The organism is Imperialibacter sp. (assembly GCF_048007035.1).
Taxonomy (GTDB): domain Bacteria; phylum Bacteroidota; class Bacteroidia; order Cytophagales; family Cyclobacteriaceae; genus Imperialibacter.
This window is the reverse complement of the sequence record NZ_CP180355.1, coordinates 2293380-2315738: the sequence shown is the minus strand read 5'-3', so window position 1 is coordinate 2315738 and position 22359 is coordinate 2293380. Positions and strand designations below refer to the sequence as shown.

Annotated in this window: 16 protein-coding genes; 11 read left to right on the top strand and 5 right to left on the bottom strand. The window is 47.6% G+C overall.

Going from position 1 to position 22359, the window contains the following annotated elements:
• Window positions 1-137: 137 nt before the first annotated feature.
• Window positions 138-908, bottom strand: a complete 771-nt coding sequence (locus ACMVP2_RS10130) for a hypothetical protein (RefSeq protein WP_416867613.1) — start codon at window positions 906-908, stop codon at window positions 138-140.
• A gap of 82 nt (window positions 909-990) precedes the next feature.
• Here ACMVP2_RS10130 and hemH point away from each other — a divergent pair, with 82 nt between their 5' ends.
• Window positions 991-2022, top strand: coding sequence for a ferrochelatase (hemH, locus tag ACMVP2_RS10125; protein ID WP_339785635.1), 1032 nt, complete (start codon window positions 991-993; stop codon window positions 2020-2022).
• A 1-nt stretch (window position 2023) separates the two neighbouring features.
• Here hemH and ACMVP2_RS10120 read toward each other — a convergent pair whose 3' ends face one another.
• The 3 genes from ACMVP2_RS10120 to ACMVP2_RS10110 form a co-directional block, all read right to left on the bottom strand.
• Complete coding sequence (locus ACMVP2_RS10120; RefSeq protein ID WP_416867612.1) at window positions 2024-3166, bottom strand: cysteine desulfurase family protein; 1143 nt, start codon at window positions 3164-3166, stop codon at window positions 2024-2026.
• Window positions 3167-3170: 4 nt separating this feature from the next.
• The gene (glmM, locus tag ACMVP2_RS10115; RefSeq protein ID WP_416867611.1) at window positions 3171-4562 is read right to left on the bottom strand and encodes a phosphoglucosamine mutase; all 1392 of its coding nucleotides are present in this window, start codon (window positions 4560-4562) and stop codon (window positions 3171-3173) included.
• A 119-nt stretch (window positions 4563-4681) separates the two neighbouring features.
• A complete protein-coding gene (locus ACMVP2_RS10110; protein WP_152001563.1) occupies window positions 4682-4924 on the bottom strand; it encodes a hypothetical protein in 243 nt (80 codons plus the stop codon).
• Window positions 4925-5023: 99 nt separating this feature from the next.
• Here ACMVP2_RS10110 and mazG point away from each other — a divergent pair, with 99 nt between their 5' ends.
• From mazG to ACMVP2_RS10090, 4 genes are all read left to right on the top strand, one after another.
• Complete coding sequence (gene mazG, locus ACMVP2_RS10105) at window positions 5024-5836, top strand: nucleoside triphosphate pyrophosphohydrolase (RefSeq protein WP_416867610.1); 813 nt, start codon at window positions 5024-5026, stop codon at window positions 5834-5836.
• Window positions 5837-5888: 52 nt separating this feature from the next.
• Window positions 5889-6302: a DUF1761 domain-containing protein gene (locus tag ACMVP2_RS10100; RefSeq protein ID WP_317488793.1), complete on the top strand. Its 414-nt coding sequence runs from the start codon at window positions 5889-5891 to the stop codon at window positions 6300-6302.
• Window positions 6303-6311: 9 nt separating this feature from the next.
• On the top strand, window positions 6312-7079 hold the full coding sequence (locus ACMVP2_RS10095) for an AraC family transcriptional regulator (RefSeq protein WP_416867609.1): 768 nt from the start codon (window positions 6312-6314) through the stop codon (window positions 7077-7079).
• 78 nt (window positions 7080-7157) lie between these two features.
• Complete coding sequence (locus ACMVP2_RS10090; protein WP_416867608.1) at window positions 7158-7553, top strand: VOC family protein; 396 nt, start codon at window positions 7158-7160, stop codon at window positions 7551-7553.
• A gap of 3 nt (window positions 7554-7556) precedes the next feature.
• Here the strand turns inward: ACMVP2_RS10090 and ACMVP2_RS10085 are convergent, their stop codons facing one another.
• Complete coding sequence (locus tag ACMVP2_RS10085) at window positions 7557-9824, bottom strand: molybdopterin cofactor-binding domain-containing protein (RefSeq protein WP_416867607.1); 2268 nt, start codon at window positions 9822-9824, stop codon at window positions 7557-7559.
• 344 nt (window positions 9825-10168) lie between these two features.
• Between ACMVP2_RS10085 and ACMVP2_RS10080 the strand changes: the two genes are divergently transcribed.
• The 6 genes from ACMVP2_RS10080 to ACMVP2_RS10055 all read left to right on the top strand — a co-directional run bounded on the left by ACMVP2_RS10080 (window position 10169) and on the right by ACMVP2_RS10055 (window position 22358).
• Entirely contained in the window at window positions 10169-10753 is a 585-nt protein-coding gene (locus ACMVP2_RS10080) for an RNA polymerase sigma factor (RefSeq protein WP_416867606.1), read from the top strand.
• Window positions 10754-10927: 174 nt separating this feature from the next.
• Window positions 10928-11971: a FecR family protein gene (locus tag ACMVP2_RS10075; RefSeq protein ID WP_416867605.1), complete on the top strand. Its 1044-nt coding sequence runs from the start codon at window positions 10928-10930 to the stop codon at window positions 11969-11971.
• Window positions 11972-12118: 147 nt separating this feature from the next.
• Window positions 12119-15673 (top strand): TonB-dependent receptor, encoded by a 3555-nt coding sequence (locus ACMVP2_RS10070; RefSeq protein ID WP_416867604.1) that lies wholly within the window; start codon window positions 12119-12121, stop codon window positions 15671-15673.
• Between the two features lie 12 nt (window positions 15674-15685).
• The gene (locus tag ACMVP2_RS10065) at window positions 15686-17548 is read left to right on the top strand and encodes a RagB/SusD family nutrient uptake outer membrane protein (protein ID WP_416868198.1); all 1863 of its coding nucleotides are present in this window, start codon (window positions 15686-15688) and stop codon (window positions 17546-17548) included.
• 87 nt (window positions 17549-17635) lie between these two features.
• Entirely contained in the window at window positions 17636-20992 is a 3357-nt protein-coding gene (locus tag ACMVP2_RS10060) for a VCBS repeat-containing protein (RefSeq protein WP_416867603.1), read from the top strand.
• Between the two features lie 16 nt (window positions 20993-21008).
• Window positions 21009-22358, top strand: coding sequence for a vanadium-dependent haloperoxidase (locus ACMVP2_RS10055; RefSeq protein WP_416867602.1), 1350 nt, complete (start codon window positions 21009-21011; stop codon window positions 22356-22358).
• Window position 22359 lies beyond the last annotated feature (1 nt).

Sequence of the window (22359 nt, the reverse complement as noted above, 5' to 3'; positions counted from 1 at the left end):
TTCGTTTGTGGTTAAATAAAAAAGCAAAACTGGTTCAATGCGTCTCGCTTGGACCTTTTGCTTTTTTATGACCACTCGGGGCATTGGGTTTAAAGGGTAATCCCCAGATTTTCCGCTTGCTCCCTTTTAATTTGGGTCTAGTTCAAAGAGTTTATTTTGTTGATAATCGCCACATAACCTTCAACATCCTTAGGCTTGATCTTGTTGGCCTTGGCATACGCTTTTAATTCATTTTCTTTTCCCGGCAAAAGTGAAAACACATTTGAGTTCCTGCCTTTGGTTAGCTCAATAGCTTTGCCATCTACAATGGAGAGGTAAACAGGCTTTTTCAGAATTTGATCGTTTTTGTTGCCGACATTCAAAGCTACGTTGTAGTCTGCCTTCTTGATTGTGATTTTTTCGTAAGAATAAAGCGGCACAGCTCCGTCAAGGATCACCTCCAGAAAAATATTTGTCGGCATATCGTCACCACTGCCTTTCAGCTGATTCACATTGACATACCTTTTGTACTTGTTGGTAGAAGTTTTCAGGTCAAAATATTTGACCTTATTCCCGTCCAACCCCCGTACGCCATCGTCATAGTTGATTTCAATAAGGTTGCTCCTAAGGTCGTATCTGATCACCATATCATCATACACTTTGGGGGACACGGTCAATTCGAAGCTTCCTTCTTTGAACTCTGAATCGAGATAAAAATCGCCTTCAAGTGACGCAGGAGGCAGGGGTATTCCGAAAGTTGCCGTGTTGGGGTTAACTACTGCGAGACGGTCAACGGCATTTTGTTTTTGCAGGTATTCGTTGCCCGCTGTGGAGGCGGTATTTCCAACATTTGAGCCCTGAGCGAAAGAGGGAGAAATTGCTGCAGATAGTAAGAGTGATAGGGTTATTTGAGCTACGTGTTTTCTCATGATTGCATTTTGTTTAACTAAATTAATTAAAAGAATTCGACAACCATCCTTAAAAAATCCTGTTAGTCTATAAATTTGAAATATGAATAACAAGAAAGGGAAAAAGGGAGTGTTGTTGGTCAATTTAGGAACACCAGATCAGCCAGATACCCCTAATGTAAGGAAATACCTGAGAGAATTTTTAATGGACGGCAGGGTGATTGATATTCCTTTTGTACAGAGGTGGATGCTCATTAACTTTATCATAGCCCCCTTTCGTGCGCCCAAGTCAGCGGCGGAATATCAAAAACTGTGGGATGAGAGAGGCTCTCCGCTCAAGTATTATGGGGAGGACGTTAGAGACTTGCTTCAGAAAGAACTGACCGGCGATTACGTGGTGGCACTGGCCATGCGGTATCAAAATCCGAGTATTGCATCGGGGCTGGACGAGTTGAAAAAAGCGCATGTTAGTGAAATAATTGTGGTGCCTCTTTTTCCACAATATGCCTCCGCCAGCACCGGCTCAGTGGCTGATAAAGTAATGGAGCTTGTTCGGAAATGGCAGATTATACCCAACATTCGTTTCATCAACCAGTTTGCGGACGACCCAATGTTCATAGAAGTGATAGCTCAGCGGGCAAAGAAATGGATGGAGCAGTACGACTACGATCACTACTTATTTAGCTATCATGGGTTGCCCGAAAGGCAGATTCTGAAGGGATCGGTTGGTTCGCAGTGCCAGCTGGGCAAGTGTTGCAATAGCTACCACGACAAGAACCGGTATTGCTACCGGGCGCAATGTTTTCTTACCTCACGGTTGATAGCTGAAAGCTTGGGTATTCCTGAAGACAAATATACTGTTGCTTTTCAAAGCCGGCTGGGGAAAACTCCCTGGATACAGCCCTACACCGACGAGAAGCTGGTAGAGTTTGCTGAAAAGGGTCACAAAAAAGTGCTCGCCTTTTCTCCGGCTTTTGTGTCGGATTGCCTCGAAACGACTGTTGAAGTGGGAGAAACCTACCATGAGCAATTTTTAGAGGCCGGCGGGGACCGCTGGGACCTGGTGGAAAGCCTCAATGATCACCCGCTCTGGATAGAATGCCTTAAAAACCTGGTGTTGGAAAAAGCTTCTTAGGTCAGGCTCTAACAGCCACAAGCTCAGTCAGTTTTTGAACGGTGAAGTCTATGTCTTGTTGGGTGGTGAAGCGGGAGAAAGAAAAACGGATATTTCCCCGCATGGGATCTACTCCCAAAGCACCCAACACATGTGAGCCAACGTTCGAACCGCTGGAGCAAGCGCTGCCACCAGAAGCAGAAACTCCTTCTATATCAAGGCTGAAGAGCAGCATGTCGTTGTCTTCGTTGGGAGGAAGGCTGACACTGAGCACAGTGTAAAGGCTGTTATTGAGATTGGCCGAGTCGCCGTTAAAGGTGATGCTCTCGATGTTGGCGGATAACTGGCGGATCATGCTTTCTTTCAAGGCTTCCATGTGCTTTCGGTGCTCGTCCATGTGCTCATAAGCAAGCTCCAGTGCTTTGGCCAGGCCAATGATGCCCGGAACGTTTTCAGTGCCTCCCCGCATATTTCTCTCTTGTGCTCCGCCATGGATGAAGGGATGAATCTTGCAGTTATGGTTGATGTGCAGGAAGCCAACGCCTTTTGGCCCGTGAAATTTGTGAGCCGCACCCACCATCATGTTCAGGTTGAGCGCCTGCAGGTCGTGCCTGTAGTGCCCTACTGCCTGCACGGTATCAGTATGAAAAACGGCTTGGTACTCCTTAGCCAGTCGGCCTATTTTCTCAATATCATTCAGGTTGCCAATTTCATTGTTGGCATGCATCAGGCTGATCAAAGCCTTGCCGGGATGGTCTTTCAGAAACGCCTCCAGGTGATCCAAGTTTGCATGGCCTTTTTCGTCAAGCTCCACGTAGGTCAGGTCAATTTTGCCCTGCTCGTGCAGGTACTCAAGTGTGTGAAGCACAGCGTGGTGCTCGATTTTTGACGTGATAGCATGCGTGAGGCCATAGGCTTCAATCGATTTGGTCAGCGCAGTATTGTCAGCCTCCGTGCCGCCGGAAGTGAAAAATATTTCGGAGGGCGAGGTATTCAGTAACTCCGCTACTTTTTTCCTTGATCTTTCTATCGCCGACCGCACCAGTCTGCCATGCCCATGTATGGAACTTGGGTTGCCGAAGTGCTCGGTCAGGTAGGGTAGCATGGCCTCCAGCACTTCTTTGTCGAGGGGTGTGGTGGCAGCGTTGTCAAGGTATACTCGCATGGCTTCAGATTTTTTCTGAAATAATCTCTTTGATATCCATCATGATTTTATGGGCCAGGTGCTCGGCTGTGGCCTGGCTTTCTGACTCAGAATAAATCCGGATGATGGGCTCGGTGTTCGATTTACGAAGATGCACCCATTCTTTGTCAAATTCAATCTTGACACCGTCCACAGTATTGATCGGCTGACGTTGGTATTTGTCTTTTATCTCGTGCAATACAAGATCAACATCCATCTCAGGGGAAAGCTCAATCTTGTTTTTCGAAATATGGTAGTTCGGATATTTTGACCGAAGCATCGACACGCTTTTCCCAAACTTGGCCAGGTGGGTAAGAAAAAGGGCGATGCCTACGAGTGCATCCCGACCATAGTGAAGCTCAGGAAGGATCACTCCGCCATTGCCTTCACCACCGATCACAGCGCCGATTGCTTTCATTTTTTCGACCACATTCACTTCACCGACTGCCGCCGCCTCGTATTTCTGTCCGTATTTTTCGGTCACATCTCGCAGCGCCCTGGTCGAAGAAAGGTTGGAGACGGTTGAGCCGGGCTTTTGCGACAGCACATAGTCGGCGATGGCCACCAGTGTGTATTCTTCGCCGAAAGTATTGCCGTCCTCGCAAATCAGTGCCAGACGATCCACGTCAGGATCGACCACAATACCCAGATCAAACTGCCCATTTTCTATTTCACCACAAATGTGGGTGAGGTTCTCAGGCAATGGTTCGGGGTTGTGAGGGAAATGGCCATTGGGTTCGCCGTAGAAAACTTCGACACGGTCTACTCCCAATTTCTTCAGCAGCATGGGTACTGCTATGCCTCCTGTGGAGTTCACTGCATCCACAGCAACAGAGAAGTTGCGCAGCCTGATGGCTTCAACATCTACCATGGGCAGTGCAAGAATTTTTTCGATGTGCTTTTCTATGGTGCCTTCTCTGAAGGTGTAGCTGCCGAGTTTTTTAACGTCAACGAAGTCGAAAGCCTCTTCATCCGCTATAGATAAGATGTTTTCGCCATCACTTCCAGAGAGAAACTCTCCCTTACTGTTAAGCAGCTTAAGCGCATTCCATTGTATCGGATTGTGGCTGGCAGTGATAATAATTCCCCCACCGGCTCCTTCTTCCACTACCATCATTTCTACAGTGGGAGTAGTTGAAAGACCGAGGTCAATTACATCGATGCCAAGCGACTGTAGTGTAGACGCCACGAGGCTGGAGACGATTTCGCCGGAAATCCGTGCATCTCGTCCGATCACCACCAATGGATGAGCCTTTTGTGTCAATAGCCACTGGCCATAGGCTGCTGCAAACTTAACAGTATCCAGAGGAGTCAAGCCGTCACCAACTTTGCCACCTATTGTTCCTCTGATTCCAGATATTGATTTAATTAAAGTCACTTTTCCAGGTTTAGTTACTTGCGGGCGCAAATTTACTGAAAAAATACCGTGATAAAATGGTAGAATTCAAAGATAGTGTCTTTCTCAATGTGGATAGGCCCGTTAACCCATTGAAAGCCTTAAAATTTCGATAAAACTTTGTTGACTTCAGAGTCTGGATTTCCCCCCGCTGGGTCAGCGCAGGCGTCTCCGGGCTGTAGGTTTTTACCACAATAACCGCAGGTCACACCCTCCTTATTTAGAAAAGGGCTCTGTGAGGCACATGTGCCTTTGAACTCCCCATTTTTTAAAAATATCAGCCGTACTGACATCAAAATGAAGAACAGTGCTATAAATCCAATTCCCAATAAAACTGTTACCATGGCATTCTATATCTTTATGCAAAGAAAAAAGAGCGGCTTTACAATACCTAATCAGCCGCCTGTTTGTTGAACAAGTCGCTGCAAAGGAAAATTCATTTGATGGAAAAAATACCCGCCCCAGATTTACGAAGAGAAGAAAAATTGCAAGCCTTTGACAGGTTGCTTACCATTATGGATGAGCTGCGGGAAAACTGCCCGTGGGACAAAAAGCAGACCTTTGAAACCCTCCGCCACCTGACAATAGAAGAAACCTATGAACTGTCGGACGCCATTCTGGAGGGAGATAAAGATGAGATCAAAAAAGAGGTGGGTGATTTGATGCTTCACCTGGTTTTTTACTCAAGAATCGGGTCGGAAACTGGCAGCTTTGATGTGGCTGATGTCATTGATGCGCTGTGTGAAAAGCTAATCAACCGGCATCCTCATATTTATGGCGATGTGAAGGCCGAAAACGAAGAAGTAGTCAAGCAAAACTGGGAGAAGATCAAGCTAAAAGAGAAGGGCAATAAGTCTGTGCTAGGTGGCGTGCCAAAAACCCTACCTGCGCTGGTAAAAGCCATCAGGATCCAGGACAAAGCCAGAGGTGTTGGTTTTGACTGGGAAGAGAAGCAGCAGGTGTGGGAAAAGGTTGAAGAAGAAATGCAGGAGTTCAAAGAAGAATTCAATGTGAGCGGGGAAAAGGAAATTGACAGGGAGAAAGCACAGGCTGAATTTGGTGATTTACTTTTTTCACTCGTCAATTATGCAAGATTTATTGATATCGATCCTGAAGAGGCCCTTGAGCGAACCAATAAGAAATTCATTAAGAGATTTCAGTACCTCGAGCAGGAGTCGGCCAAAGAAGGGAAGAGTCTTGGGGAAATGACGCTGGCTGAAATGGACGAATACTGGAACCGGGCGAAGAAATTGTGATTCGGGTAAAAATGGTTAATTTGATATAGCTTATCACACTAACCTACTTACTATGAAAACACTTAAAATCAATCACTGGGCCATTTTGGTCATTGTTGTGCTTGGTCAGGTTATTCCTGCCCTGTGGTATGGGATGTTTGCAGAAACCTGGATGCGGCTTAATAACCTTACCGAAGCTGATGTGATGTCGGGTGGATCCACGCCCTACATTTCGAGTGTAGTTACAGCCGTTGTTTTTGCCTATGTGTTGGCATGGCTTTTCAAAAGAATGAATGTCGGGTCGGCTGCCGATGGCGCAAAAACAGCCTTTATCATGGCTGTTTCGTTTTCGCTGCTCATGCACATGACAGTAAATTTCTTTTCGATGAGGCCTTACGGCTTAGCCTGGGTCGACGGGGGAGCGGATCTTGTCGTTTGGACGCTAGCCGGCACTATTCTGGGTGGCTGGAGAAAGTACGAAAACTAGCCTTCAGCAATGTTGTTGCAGCCTGATATGCCCTATACCGAATTTCGTCCGGACCTCAGGCTGCAGCAGTTTGTAGAGTGCTATTGGTGTGTCAAAAGTGCCACGCAGCTCAATAGCTTCAGGCCCGTGTTTCCCGACGCCTGTTCCGACATTATTTTCAACTTCTCTGCCCCACTTCTCTACGATGAGCATGGCACAATTTCCTATAACACGTTTCAGTCCTTTTATGTAGGCATCCAAACCGCACCTATTTTCACAAAAGCAGGCGGTGCAACAGATTTATTGGGTGTCAGGTTTAAAAACCAGGGAGCGTGGAGGTTTCTGAGGCGTCCCCTGGCGGAATTTAGCAACAAGACCGCCTCACTTAGGGAACTGGGTGAGGGTGATTTGCATAACCTGACAGAGCAGCTGGCATTTTTATCGGTTTCAGAAAGGATCAACCTGGTTGAGCTTCGTTTGCTTGAACGATTGGGAAATCAGAGCCAGTATGATTTGGTGGATCAGTTCTTCAACAGGCCATCAGAGTCGATCCATGCATTTTGCAAAGCAAATAACCTGAGTGAGCGAACTTTAGAAAGAAAGTCCCGGGAAAGGGTAGGTGTGTCTCCAAAAATGTACCAACGCATCGTTCGCTTCAGAAAGGCCTCCGGAAAGCTTTCAGGCTTCGATGGGTCGTTGATGGAATTTGCCTGGGACATGGGCTACTACGATCATGCTCACCTTGCCAAAGATTTCCGGGAATTTGGACACTTTTTGCCATCCAGTCTTATGCATTAATTCGTCAATTGTCGGGTTTTTACAAAAGTTGATGAGCTGGCTAGCCCTAACTTGTGGCCACAAACAAACCATTAGAAGATGCAAAAATTTCAACAGCTTTCACCAAACATGATGGTCGCAAGTGTGGAGGAGTCCATGGCCTACTACTCGACAATTTTTGGCTTTACTGAAGGGCCGAGCGTGCCTGCTCCGAGCGGTGGTCTTCAATGGGGAATGGTGATGCATGGAGCGGTGCAGCTCATGTTTCAGACCGCTGCAAGTATTGGCGAAGATCTTCCAGGCTTCAATACTGAAAAAACAGGTGGTAGTCTCTCGTTATTCATCGAGGTGGACGATGCCGCTGCGCTGTTTCAACAGGTGAAGTCAAAAGTGGAGGTTTTTATGCCCTTAAAAGACACCTTCTATGGCAAGCGAGAATTTGGTATCCGTGACCTCAACGGATACCTGTTGGTGTTTGCAAGCGACATCAAGTAACTGCTAGCTCATCTTGATGGGCAGTTCTTTGCTTCTCTTTCCCGTAGCCGCAAACACTGCATTGGCCAGAGCAGGCGCAAAAGGTGGGACTGGCGGTTCGCCGACACCTGTTGGTTTTTCGTCACTTTCTACCAGGTGAACAAATATCTCTTTGGCGGTGTCCTGCATGCGGGCCACTTCAAATTGGTCGAAGTTTTTAGCGATCGTTTGGCCATTTTTGAAAGCAATACCCCCTTTCAGGGCAAGGCTGGAGGCGAATGTTCCACCTCCTTCAAACTGGTTTTTGACCGAGTTTTGGTTTACAACAATGCCACAGTCAACAGCGAAGTGAACTTCCGGAATGGTGAGCTTGCCGGCATCGTCAACCGCCACATGCACCACACAGGCCACATAGGTAAGGAAGCTGCGATGTGCACAAATGCCCATGCCGTGCCCTTTAGGCAGTTCTTTGCCCCACCCCGACTTTTCGGCAGCGAGCTTAACCACATTTTTGAGGCGTGCTGTTTTCATCGGAAACTTCTCAACAGGCTCGCCATAGTTGCCAAAGCCTTCCATCAGCTTGTCAAAGGGTATTTCCCTGTCTGCCCCGATCAAATCCAGCAGGTTTTCTACCGGATCCATTTGTCTGGCCACAGCAATTTCATCCACCATGCTGCCAATGGCAAAAGCATGCTGGATATTGCTGACCGACCGTAGCCAGCCAATACGGGTCATGGCCTTTGCCTCGTGCGATTGACAGGAGATGTTGGGGATATCAAATGGCATGTCCACCATGCCCAGCTGGAGCTCATCAAAACTTGGGCCCGTGGCATCTGGTGAGAAAGTACCGCCAATGGGTGGGAAAACACTGTGGTGCTCCCAGCCCGTCACCTTTTTGTTGTTGTCCAGCGCCACCTTGATCCGCTGCACACTGCAGGCGTGGAAGAAGTCGTGCTGAATATCATCTTCTCTTGTCCAAATGATTTTGACTGGAAAGCCACTCATTTGGGAGGCTAGTGCAGCTTCCACGATAAAGTCAGGCTTTGATTTCCGCCCGAAGCCGCCGCCAAGTAAGGTGACATTTACTGTGACATTGGCTTTGTCTATTTTCAACGCCTCAGCCAGGGCATCGTTGGCCCCCTGGGGGTTTTGGGTGGGAGCCCACACTTCGCACTCTCCATCTTTAAAATGCGCTACGGCACACGGCGGCTCCATGGGCGCATGAGAAAGATGGGGTATCAGGTAGGTGGAGTCAATGGTTTTCGCCGCATTTTTAAAGGAGGTCTCTACCGACCCTTCCTCTCTGTGCACCTGGCCTTTGCTTTTCACCCTGCCCAGCATATCTTTAAAATAGTCAGCAGTGCTGTATTTGGCATTGGGGCCAAAGTCCCATTCTACTTCCAGCGCATCTCGCCCTTTGATGGCCGCCCAGGTGTTGTCCGCCACCACGAGGAGGCCACCCAACGGGGCGTTTATGCCGCCAGGGAAAGCTGTGAACGGCATTTCAAATACTTTTTGTACGCCAGCTACCTGCATAGCTTTGTCTGCATTGAAGGTTTTTACCTTTCCTCCCGCCACCGGGCAACGGAGGACCGTGGCGTATTTCATGCCAGCTACCTTTTTATCCAGGCCAAACCCGCCCTTGCCACTAATAATGTCTTCAATGTCAACGATGGGCGTGGACTTGCCAATGAATTTCCACTCTGACTTTTTCTTCAGGGTGATTTTTTCTTCCGCTGGCATTTCCAGTTTTGACGCCGCTTCAGTTAACTCGCCAAAGCCTAGCTTTTTGCCACTGCCCTGGTGTGCCACTTCGCCGTTTTTTGCTTTGCACTCGCCAACAGGAACACCCCACTCGTTGGCCGCAGCTTGCTCCAGCATCATTCGGGCTGTGGCACCTGCTTTGCGCATAGGCTCAAAAAACATGCGCACCGAAAACGACCCATCTGTATTTTGATTTCCGTACCGGGCTTCGTCTCCTATGGCCTGCACCACCTTCACTTTGCTCCAGTCGGCCTCCAGTTCGTCGGCCACAATGAGCGGCAATCCCGTACGAATACCGGTTCCCATCTCCGACCTGTGGGCCACTATGGTCACCGTGCCGTCGCTGTTCACCGTCAGGTAGACATTGGGGGAGAAAGGAATGCCGCTATCTTTCTTTTTTGAAGGAGAGCACCCTATCTGCATACCGATGATAATACCTGTGGCGCTGATGCCGCTAATTTTCAGAAATGAACGGCGATCAACTTTTTTGAGAATGGATGGTTCCAGGGGGTTGTGCAGAGGCTTCATAAACAAAGTTTTGTGGAATAATAAAGCTAATTAAAATATGCTGAAAAGTTGGCGGGGTTGCGGATATTTCCAGGGACTTCCCTTTGGCCGATTCAGCCCAATCGATGGCACCCTTCTAAATGTGCCTAACACAGGAGCATTAAAAAAAGGAAATCTAATAGAACTTTTTAAATGACGAAGGGAGATTTACTTTCCTCAATTTTCACCATCCCACTCTAAATATTTATGCACCATAGCGCTTACATTTCACCGCCATATTTGTTATATTTAATCTAGTCTCCGACTGTCTAAACTTGGATTTATATCGAGTTTTACTAACATTGCAGAGTTCTACCTACTTGAAAATGAAAGTGCTTTCGTCCAGCTATGCCAATGACAACGAACTCCTGGAAGCTTTCCAGAGGGGAGAAAAAGACGCATTCATCGTCATATACGAACGGTTTTGGAATAGGATTTTTTTGATAGCCTACAAAAGCACTCGAAACAAGGAGGTGTCTGAAGACCTTGTTCAAAACCTATTTCTTAAGCTTTGGGACAAAAGAGATTTGCTGCATATAAAGCAGATCGAAGCGTATTTGCATTCTTCCATCAGAAACAGTGTGATCGACTACATACACAGCCAGGTAGTAAGAAATAAATACCTCGATTACCTTAAAGTTTCGCCTCCGACCGGCGAGAATAATACAGACCGCATGATGGCAGTAAGTGATCTTTCTAAGCTGATAGAAGAGGGACTTACTCAGCTGCCTGAAAAGTCAAGGAGTATTTTTAGAATGAACCGGCTTGATCATTCACCAGTGGAAGAAATTGCACAAAAGCTGAAAATTTCGGAAAAGGCAGTTCAGTACCACCTGACAAAATCTCTGAAGGTCATGCGGCTCTATTTGAAGAGCATTATTTTTAGTCTCCTGTTTATTTTTCTGGGCTAGGTTTTTCCACAGAACTTAATCCATTATTACGACCTCATCCAGCGAACACAATAAATCTGATTTATTTTCACCTTCCTTTTAGGAAAAACAGTGAGTTGCCCGTCTAGTTGGTAGGCGTGGACAATATTTAAACAATTAGTATATCCTTTTTGATGCCGGGCGTGCGCCATGAAAATGAAACAAAAAGAACTTGAACAATTGCTAAAACGCTATTTGAAGGACAGTAGCTCTGAGTTTGAAAAGCTTGAAGTAGAAAGATGGTTTGAAGATATAAGCAATAACGACATTGATTTGAGCGAATCTGAAAAAATTGAAATAAAGGACAGAATGCTTGCGAGAATTCTGGAGGCCCGGGAACAGGGCGGGAGCGAGCCTGCCGTTCGGGGTCGGCAGTTGATTTTCAGAGTGGCTGCTTCACTTCTGTTGATGATCGCTTCTTTCGTGGCATACCAGCAGCTGTCTCAGGGCGAACCTGAAACTATTGCCGTCACCACGCCGGCGCTTTCCGATGAGGTTGTAGTTGAGAATAACTCGAAAGGTACCAGGGAGATTTGGCTTCCGGATGGTACCCAGGTGATACTAAAAGGAGAAAGCAAGATCAGCTACGCCAGGCATTTTTCCGGAAAGAAGAGGGAGGTAAACCTGGTAGGCGAGGCTTTTTTTGATGTGATCAGAAACCCCGACAGGCCGTTCTTTGTATACAGCGGCAATATCGTCACCAGGGTGCTGGGCACAAGCTTCAGCATGGTAGCACCTGAAAACGCTTCTACAATCGAAGTAAATGTGGTGTCAGGAAGAGTGTCGGTTTACGAATCGGAAGAAGGTGAATCTGACGAAACCGAGCAGAAGAAGGTGAAGAAAGGTGTTATCCTCACCAGAAATCAAAAGGCGACCTTCTTTGTCAAAGAAACCCACCTGGTTACCTCGCTGGTTGAGCAACCCAGGCCTGTAAAGGTGCCAACGAGGGAAAACAAGTTATTGGTATTTGAAGACAATACCCTGAGCGAGATTGCTTCCAAACTTGAAGAGAACTACTCGATAGAGTTTGTGATGGAAAATGCATCAATCAGCAACTGTACTTTCACCGGAGACCTGTCCGACATGTCTCTTTTCGACTTATTGTCTGTGATTGGGAAGTCGGTTGGGGTTGAGTACGAAGTGATGGGCACTAAAATCCTGCTAAACGGACAAGGTTGCCAGAAACAAATTGTGAACTAAAAAAAGAGGAATGATATGAAACAAAAATCTACTTAGAAAATGACCCTTGGTACCACGAGTACCTTTGGAGGCAGCCCTTTTTATGAAACCGTAAGGTTAAAAAAAGGCCTGATCGAAAAATTCACTACCCTACAAACTTACATACTTATGAAACTACTAAACCTACTTCATGCAAGGAGAAAGTACTTTTCTCAGGGCATGAAGATATTTGTTACCCAAATGGTTGTTGTTGCTTTGTCAACATCCATTTTGTCAGCCAATGAGCTCATTGGCCAGGCACTTCTGGACAAGGAGGTATCGCTCAAAGCTGAGGATGTCGAACTTAAAAGTGCCATTTCAGAAATTGAAAGAATCGCCAACGTGAAATTCGCTTACAGCCCCAAGCGAATCAAAGACAGGCAAAAGGTGTCCGTGGATGTAGAGAACAAGAAGTTGAGCGAAGTGCTTGACGGAATGCTTCAGCCGCTCGACATTTCCTATGAAGTTATTTCAGACAGAATCTCTCTCTACAAGCCTGAAACAAACAGAGGCCCAGAAAAGGCATCTGCTGAAAACGAAATTTTGGCTCCTGAATTCACGGTGTCGGGATCTGTCAGGGATGAAAATGGACAATCGCTTCCCGGTGTGAACGTTGTCGAGAAAGGCACCACCAACGGTACCATTACCGACGCTGACGGTGGATACAGGTTGAGTGTTACAGACGAAAATTCAGTGCTCGTCTTCTCATTCATTGGCTTTGCTACACAAGAAGTAATTGTTGGTGGCAGGTCGTCTATCGAAGTAACCCTGGCTACCGATACTAAAACACTTGGCGAAGTGGTGGTTGTGGGCTATGGTGAACAAAAGAAGGTAACAGTTACCGGATCTGTGGTGTCGGCTAAAGGCGTTGACCTGGTGAAGTCGCCTGCCGTTGATCTTTCGAATTCACTTTCTGGCCGTTTGCCTGGTTTGGTGGTGATTCAAACAAGCGGCGAGCCTGGTAACGATGGTGCTCAGATCAATATCAGAGGTATCAACACCTTAGGAAACAGCTCCCCACTAATAGTTATTGACGGGATTCCTGACAGGGACGGTGGACTTGGTCGTCTGTCACCTCAGGATGTGGAATCCATCACTGTGTTGAAGGATGCTGCCGCCGCAATTTATGGTGCAAGAGCTGCCAATGGTGCCATTATCGTAACTACCAAAAGAGGCACAACCGGAAAACCAACAGTCTCTTATGACTTTAACCAGGGCTGGGCACAGCCTACAGTAATTCCCGACATGGCGAATGCTCCGGAATACGCCGAAATCATGAACCAACTTCCCATCTACAAGTCGATTCCGCCAAGTGAGTGGGAGGCTGCTTGGCAGGGAATTCAGCAGAGTGGGACTTTTACCTCCCCTTCAACTGGAACGTCACTAAGTGCTCAATTCAGCCCTTCTGATGTGCAAAAGTACAAGGACGGTTCTGACCCCTGGGGTCACCCCGACACCGACTGGTTCGGCGATGCGTTTAGAACGTGGACTCCTCAGAACAGACACAACCTACAGGTGAGCGGCGGTACTGAGAATGTGAAGTATCTGTCGTCTATTGGTGTAGTGAATCAGGATGCCTATTATAAAAACTCCGCTACCAACTATCAGCAGTACAACCTCAGGCTGAACCTTGATGCGAAGATCAATAAGTATATCAGCACGCAAACAGGCATCATGTTCAGAGAGGAAGTGAGAAACTTCCCTACAGAGTCGGCCGGATCAATTTTTAGAATGTTGATGAGGGGTCGCCCGACCGAGCCTGAAGTATGGCCCAACGGCCTTCCGGGTCCGGATATTGAAAATGGCCAAAACCCGTACGTGGTCACGACCAATGCCACTGGTTATGTAAAGAACCCAACCGATTATATACAGACCAACTCAAGGGTTGATATCACTAATCCATGGGTAGAGGGACTGACCTTTACTCTACAAGGGTCTGTGGACAAGACAATGGAGCGTAACAAGAGATGGCAAACGCCCTGGTACCTGTATACCTGGGACGGAACAGGCACCGGGCCTAATGCGAACAACCTCAATAGGTCTTTAAGATCAACATTTTCGGATCCCCGCTTGGAACAGTCACAGGAGTCAATCTTGAACACCAATATTACAGGGATGTTGAACTACGAGAAGACATTTGCAGATGATCACACGATCAATTTGATGGCAGGTATCACCAAGGAAACCTTCCAGGGTGAGTTCTTTTCAGCATACAGAAGGAATTATATTTCTCCGGCCATTGACCAGTTGTTTGCCGGTGGATCAGAGGCTCAGAACACCAACGGCGGTGGCTACCAAAGAGCTCGTTTGGGGAATTACGGAAGAGCAGCTTACAACTACAAAGAGAAGTATCTGGCGGAGTTTATCTGGAGGTATGACGGCTCTTACATTTTCCCTGAGTCTGACAGGTTTGGTTTTTTCCCCGGCGTATTGGCGGGCTGGAATATTTCGAATGAAGACTTCTTCCAGAACAATATCAGCTTTATCAACTTCCTGAAGATTCGTGGTTCGTACGGTCAAATGGGTAACGACCAGGTTTATTTCAATAACCAACTGCAGGAGTATGCTTACCTGGCCACTTATGGTTTTGGCGAATACCCGATCAATAGCCAGGTGGTAAAAACGCTTGTGGAAAGGCAGCTTTCGAACCCCAGCTTTACCTGGGAGAGGGCCAACAACCTGAATATCGGACTTGATGGAACCATGTTGAATGGAGCGCTGACTTTTGCATTCGAGTATTTCTATAATAAAAGAGATCAGATTTTGATTCAGAAAACCGGATCAACCCCGGCCTCTTCTGGCATTAGCTCACTACTGCCCCCGGTAAATGCCGGAAAAATAGATAACAAAGGGTTTGAGTACACGGTTGGGTACAACAATGTGGCAGGTGGCTTGACTTATGCGTTTGGCATCAATGGTGGGTACTCTAGAAACAAAGTAATCTTTATGGATGAGATTCCTGGAGCGCCTGATTATCAGCGGCAGGAAGGAAAGCCGTATGACAACCCATATGACAACCAATCATCTTTGGTTTACGAATCTGACGGAGTGTTCAGAGACATGAGTGAAATAAACGACAACACGCTTGATTACAGTGCAGTAACACCTCAACTGATACCCGGCGATATGAAGTTTAAGGATATCAATGGAGACGGCAAAATTGATGGTGATGACCAGGTTAGGATGGATAAGACCAATACGCCAACTTTCAACTTTGGTGCAACAATGAATTTCCAGTACCGGAATTTCGACTTGTCTGTCCTGTTCCAGGGGGCTATGGGAGCTGTATTAAGGTTGTCTACAGAATCAGGAGATATTGGTAACTACCTTAAGTATAGCTATGACAACCGCTGGTCAATCGACAATCCAAGTAGCACCGATCCGAGATTGGCAAGCAGGGGTGACACGTACTTTACCGGCGGAAACTATGGTAACAATACTTACTTCCTGCTCAACAAGAACTACCTGAGATTGAAGAATATCGAACTCGGGTATAATTTCCCATCAAGCATAGGGGAGCGAATCGGCATCAGCAACTTCCGTCTGTATGTGAACGGTCTTAACCTGATCACCTTTGGGTATTTGAGCAAAAACGGGATTTATGACCCAGAGTCCACCAACAATGCAGGTACCTACTATCCACAGGCAAGGGTTATCAACACCGGACTTCGTTTAACCTTTTAAATGACAATGATGATGAAAAGAATAACGATAACAATATGGGTGTTTGCTGTGGGCATGATGCTTCCCATGGCTTGCAACACGGACTTCTTGAATACAGAACCACTGGATAAAATTTCCAGCGACTTGACATGGAGCGACGGGCCATTGGCTGAGGCGTTTGTTTACAATGTATATGCCTCCCTGGGGTATGGCGGTTTCGAAGAACAGATGCTGGCAGCCTATACCGATGAAGCTATGTTTACACATGCAGGAAGAAACATCAACCCCTTCACCGAAGGTGCGGAAAGTCCCGCTAACCTGGCATGGATGAGTCCAACGTATGAGTGGAATAATATGTACCTGGCCATCAGAAAGGCCAATGTGGCCATTGAGAATCTCCCAATTGCAACTTTTGACAATGAAGATTTAAAAGACAGACTTCTGGGAGAGTCGTATTTTCTGAGGGCCTATTACTACCATCAGCTGCTGAGGTTCTATGGCGGGGTTCCTATTATTGACAGACCTTATGGTCTGGATGAAGACTATACCATCGTAAGAAGCTCATTTGCAGAATGTGTAGATTTTATTATTTCTGATTTGGATCAGGCCGCTACATTGCTTGACGGAAAACCTATCACGCCTGGTCGCACATCCAAGATCGCAGCTATGGCGCTTAAGGCAAGGGTGTTGATCTATGCTGCCAGCGATTTGCATGATATTCCAACAGCTTCTGCTTCGGTATCGGGGCTTACGGATCTTCATGGGTATACCAGCGGAGATCAAACTGCCAGATGGACAGCGGCGAGAGCTGCCGCCAAGGCTGTGATGGATGCAGGCAGTGGTTATAAGCTGGATCTTACAGCGCCAGTTTCTCCGGAAGAGGGAAGGGCTAATTACGTAGCGCTGTCTTATGGGGGAGGAAGTGCTGTGGCAGATGCGTCTGCAGCCGTAGAGTTGATTTTCCAGAGAACGCAGACTCCATTATACACTGTAGAGAACAACTGGCCGCTGGGTGGTATCCATTTTGGCATTAACAATGGGCCTAACGGCTATCACAACTGGGCGGGCAACACACCAATCCAGCAGCTGGTAGACGACTATGAAATGATGGACGGCTCTAAGTTTGACTGGAATAATGCAACCCATGCGAGCGCTCCCTACGATGACCGTGACCCTCGTTTGTATGCTACTGTACTTTATGATGGCGCAGGCTGGAAGCCAAGACCGTCTGATGTGGCGGGCATTGATCCAGTGGATCAAATTCAAACAGGTTACTATGATGATGGCGCAGGTGGAGTTATCAATGGTGTGGACACCAGAGAGTCTCCCATCGAGAACTGGAATGGTAGCCGTACGCATTACTATGTGAGGAAGTTTATCGATTCTGATCCGGCAGTAATCGACAATCAGTCGGGAGCGCAGGTGGTCCCCTGGCCATTTATTCGCTATACGGAGATGGTGCTGAATTATATCGAGGCATCTATTGAATTGGGCGATGAGGCTGAGGCCAGAAACTGGCTGAACAAAATACGTTTCAGAGTGGGTATGCCAGCCGTGACCGATGCCGGCGACGCCCTGAGAGATCGATACAGAAATGAACGCAGGGTTGAGCTTGCTTATGAAGAGCACAGGTATCATGACGCCAGAAGATGGTTGATTGCACCTACCACATTGGGCAGGGGCATCAAGGATATTCAGGTGGAGGCGAAGCTGAAGCCGGGAGCCACACCGCATGTGCCTTACCGCTATGATCCAGATGTATATGACTATTCTTACACTCCTCAGGATAATACAGAAAACGAAACCCGTACCTGGGTCGACAAAATGTATTTCCGCCCTATAAGCCGGGGGGAGATGAATAGGAACGATAAACTAGTTCAGAATCCGGGATACTAAAGTTTCAGTAAGTTGTATCTAAGTTTAAAAACCTATGCCGGAGTATTTCGGTGTAGGTTTTTATATTTTTGTTTAAGACCGATCCAAATGCTAAACAACCCTGCACGAATTCTTCTGGCCATTTTTATAGTGATTTTTTGCGGATGCAAAAACGAAACCAAAGAGGAACGAACCGAACCTGTTGTTCCGGATACTCCGCCTCTTTTCAGGCTGCTTCCCCAGCAGGAGACGGGCGTAGATTTTATTATCCAGCTTGAGGAAGGATTGAATACCAACATCCTCATGTACGAATACTTCTACAATGGAGGTGGCGTGGCGGCGGGCGATATCAATGGTGACGAACTGATCGACCTCTACTTCACGTCCAATATGGGAGAAAGCAAGCTCTACCTGAATGAGGGAGGTATGCGTTTTAAAGACATTACTAGTGAGGCGGGCGTTGGCGGAAGGTCCGGGCCCTGGAAGACTGGCGTAGCCATGGCTGATGTGAATGGCGATGGTAAGCTGGATATTCATGTTTCTTACTCAGGCCAAATGAAAGAAGAAAGCCGGCAAAACCAATTGTTCATCAATATGGGCAATGATGCCAATGGAATGCCTGTTTTCGAGGACCAGGCGAGAGAACTGGGACTGGCTAGTGCTGGCTACAGCAACCAAATTTACTTTTTTGACTACGACAGGGACGGCGACCTCGATGCATTGTTGCTCAACCACAACCCGAATTCTATGCCCGTCCTCAATGAAGTGAAGACGGCGGAAATCTTAAAGGTAGATGATGAGCTAAGGGGAGTAAGGCTTTTCAGGCAAACCAACGGGCATTTTGATGATGTCACTATGAAGGCTGGCATCAGCAGCTCTGCACTCACCTACGGGCTGGGTGTTGGCATTTCTGACATCAACAACGATGGTTGGCCGGACATCTATATTTCCAACGACTATGCAGTTCCCGACTTCCTTTACATAAACAATGGAAACGGGACGTTTACTGACAAGTTGAAGGAAAGTGTGGGCCACAATAGTCAATTTTCAATGGGCAACGATGTGGCCGATATTAATAACGACGGCTGGAATGATATAGTGACGCTCGACATGCTGCCTGAGGATAATTTCAGGCAAAAGCTATTACTCGCCCCTGATAACTACTCCAAGTTTGAATTGAACATCAGGTCGGGTTTCCACTATCAGTACATGCGCAACATGCTGCAAATGAACAATGGAAATGACCTCACCGGGAACCCCACTTTCAGTGAGGTGGGACAAATTGCGGGTATTTCTAATACCGACTGGAGCTGGGCAGCCCTCCTGGCCGATTTTGACAACAACGGCTGGAAAGATCTTCATGTGACCAACGGGTATTTCAGGGACTATACCAACCTGGATTTCATCAAATACATGGACGATTTTGTGAAGAGCAAGGGCAGGCTGCAGCGGGAGGACGTGCTGGAAATCATCAGTCACATGCCGGCCTCCAATGTGGTCAACTATATTTTCTCAAATGTCGATGGGCTGAATTTCACCAACCAAACCCAAGCATGGGGATTAAGTCGGCCGTCCAACAGCAACGGTGCTGCCTATGCCGATCTTGACAACGACGGCGACCTCGACATCATCGTTAACAATATCAACCAGCCTGCATTTATTTATCGAAATGAAGCTGACAAAGACCCGGACAACCATTACCTCGACATCAAGCTCCTGGGCGAGACGCCCAACACCCAGGGGTTAGGCGCAAAAGTGACCATTTCCATCAAGGGCAAAAAGCAGTCGGTGGAGCAAATAACTGCCAGAGGCTATCTGTCGTCTGTGACGCCCGTTCTTCATTTTGGCCTGGGGGAAGCTGCAAATGTGGACACGCTGATTGTAACATGGCCCAGAGGAAAGACACAGATTCTTACAAATGTAACAGGCGATCAGGTGTTGGCTTTGTCGGAGGCCGACGCATCGGAGGTTTCGATGCCAGCCAAAGCCATAAAACCACTTTTTGTGGAGACTCCCTCTCCGATCAATCACCAGGACAAGCCCCTTTATGCCAACGATTTTAAAAGGCAAACCCTCCTGATCAACCAACTCTCGTTTGGCGGGCCCGCCATGGCCAAGGGCGATGTAAATAGAGATGGTCTTCAAGACGTATATGTAGGAGGAGGGGTGGGTCAACCAGGGGAATTGTGGTTGCAAGGCGCAGGGGGCACTTTTCGCAAAAAGGCAATGGCAACTTTTGACCTTGACAGTGCCAGTATGGATGCGGATGCCGCTATGTTCGATGCCAACAACGACGGCCACATGGATATTTATGTGGCCAGTGGAGGCTATCACACCTTCACATCAAATAATGTAGCGCTCCTGGATCGGCTATATATCAACGATGGAAAGGGTAATTTCAGAAAAGACAAAGATGCCCTGCCCCAGGTAGGCGGCAGCAATGCGACAGTGGCAGTGGCTGACGTGAACGGAGACGGCTCCAATGACATTTTCGTCGGGGGGCGTGTGGTGCCGGGAAGGTATCCGGAGGCTCCACAAAGCTACCTGCTGATCAATAACGGATCAGGTAAATTTTCGGATCAGGCAACGTTGCTGGCACCGGGCGTGAAAAGATTGGGTATGGTCACCGATGCCGCCTGGGTCGACGTCAACAAGGACGGCAGGCAGGACCTGATCGTCGTGGGTGAATGGATGCCAATCACAGTATTCGAAAATACTGACAAGGGCTTTTTACCCGCTACCGAAAAGTACTTCGACAGATCTTACGAGGGGTGGTGGAATACCCTCACTGTTGCAGACGTCAACGGGGACGAGGTTGCCGATTTGCTGGTGGGCAACCTCGGAATAAATACACAGTTTGGCGTCTCCGAAGCCACGCCGGCAGAAATTTACTTCGACGACTTCGACAATAACGGATCAGTCGACCCCATCTTTTGCTACTTCGTGCAAGGCAAAAGTTATCCAAGTGCCACCAGAGATGAGTTGCTCGATCAGCTCAGCTCATTTCGGCGAAAATTCAATAGTTATAAAAGCTATGCCGGGGTTACTCTGGCCGACATTTTCTCGCCGGAAGAGCTTGAAAACGCCGGACACATGCAAGCCAATTTTATGAAGACGTCAGTCTTTCTGGGGCAGGTCAATGGCAAGTTTACTGAGAAGCCGCTGCCGGTGGAGGCGCAATACTCACCCGTTCATTCTATCACGGTTCTGGACTATGACGCCGATGGCAAGGACGATATTTTACTTTGTGGCAACAACAGCTACAGCAAGCTGCGAGTGGGGAAATTTGACGCTAATTACGGTGCGCTGTTCAAAGGCAAGGGCAATGGGGAATTTGCCTATGTGAGTCAGCCGGGTTCTGGTTTTAATCTGAAGGGCGATGTGCGCAGCGTAGTGCAAGTTGACAAGTTCCTGTTGTTTGGGGTTTGCCAGGGAAAAATGAAAGCTTATATTTTTAATGACTAAAAACCATTGAAGACTTATGGAACGCTTCAATAACCATTTCTTCCGCCTTTGTTCAATAGTGGCCATTGGCCTTGTTTGCGGCTGTTCCGCTCGCAAGGAGAAAATTTTTACGCCGCAGGAAATGGCAACCGGATGGGCTGAGCTCTCAATTTATATCACCAAAAACACCCCAGCCAATTCGCCGACTTATGCCTCACGGTGCTTTGGGTATATAGGTTTGACGATGTACGAGTCTATTGTGCACGGCTACCCTTCGTACCATAGCATGGCCGGGCAACTAAATGAACTGGAAGCCTTGCCTCTGCCTGAGACTGGGGCCGACTATGACTGGCTTGCGGCACTCAACGCAGGTCAGGCTTTGATCATCAAGCGCATTTACAACCAAACTTCTGATGAGAACAAGTTGAAGGTAGATTCACTGGAGGCCTTGTTTTTTGATCAGATTTCTAAGGATATTGATGCTGAAGTTGCGGAGCGGTCTGTGGCCTATGGCAGGGAAATAGCTGAAGCCATTTTTGAATGGTCAAAGACCGACGGTGGTCACAGGGGCTATCTGAAAAACTTCGATAAAAACCTGAAGCTCCCTACTGGCGAAGGGCGTTGGGAGCCGCCGCTGTATGCGCAATCTATCAGCCACTATCCGTTGCACCCCCATTGGGGAGACAACCGAACTTTTTTAGAGAAAAACAGCCGTATTCCTACGCCGGAGTTGATCCCACACGATACAACACCAGGCTCCCCCTATTACACGCAGTTCATGGAGGTGTACGAAAAGGACAAAGAGCTAACGCAGGAGGAAAAGGAAGCAGCGCTTTGGTGGGGAGACGACCCGTCGGAGACTTTTACACCGCCGGGCCACTCTTATTACATAGCTACTGCGGTTTTAAAAGCAAAGAACCCGGAGTTGATCAAATGCGCCGAGACCTATGCCAAAATGGGTATCGCCGTGGCCGATGCATTCATAGAATGCTGGAAGTGGAAATACGAGCATGTATCGGAGCGGCCGTCAAGTTTTATCAACCACCATGTGGAGCCCGGCTGGGTGTCATTTTGGCCCGACCCGCCCTTTCCCGCATTTCCTTCAGGGCACGCCACCAATGCCGGAACCGCTGCCACTATCCTTATTTATCAGTTCGGTGAGCGATTTTCGTTTACCGATAGTTCTCATGTGGGGCGCAAAAGAGATGAGCTCAGAGACGTAGACTTTAAGCCAAGGCAATACGACTCCTTTTGGCAGATAGCTGAGGAAACTGCCAACTCCCGGTTTTATGGCGGTATCCATTCTCACTACGACAATGAAATAGGGCTCACTGAGGGAGCCAGAATTGCGGAGAACGTGAATACATTAATTTGGAAAAACGAATAAG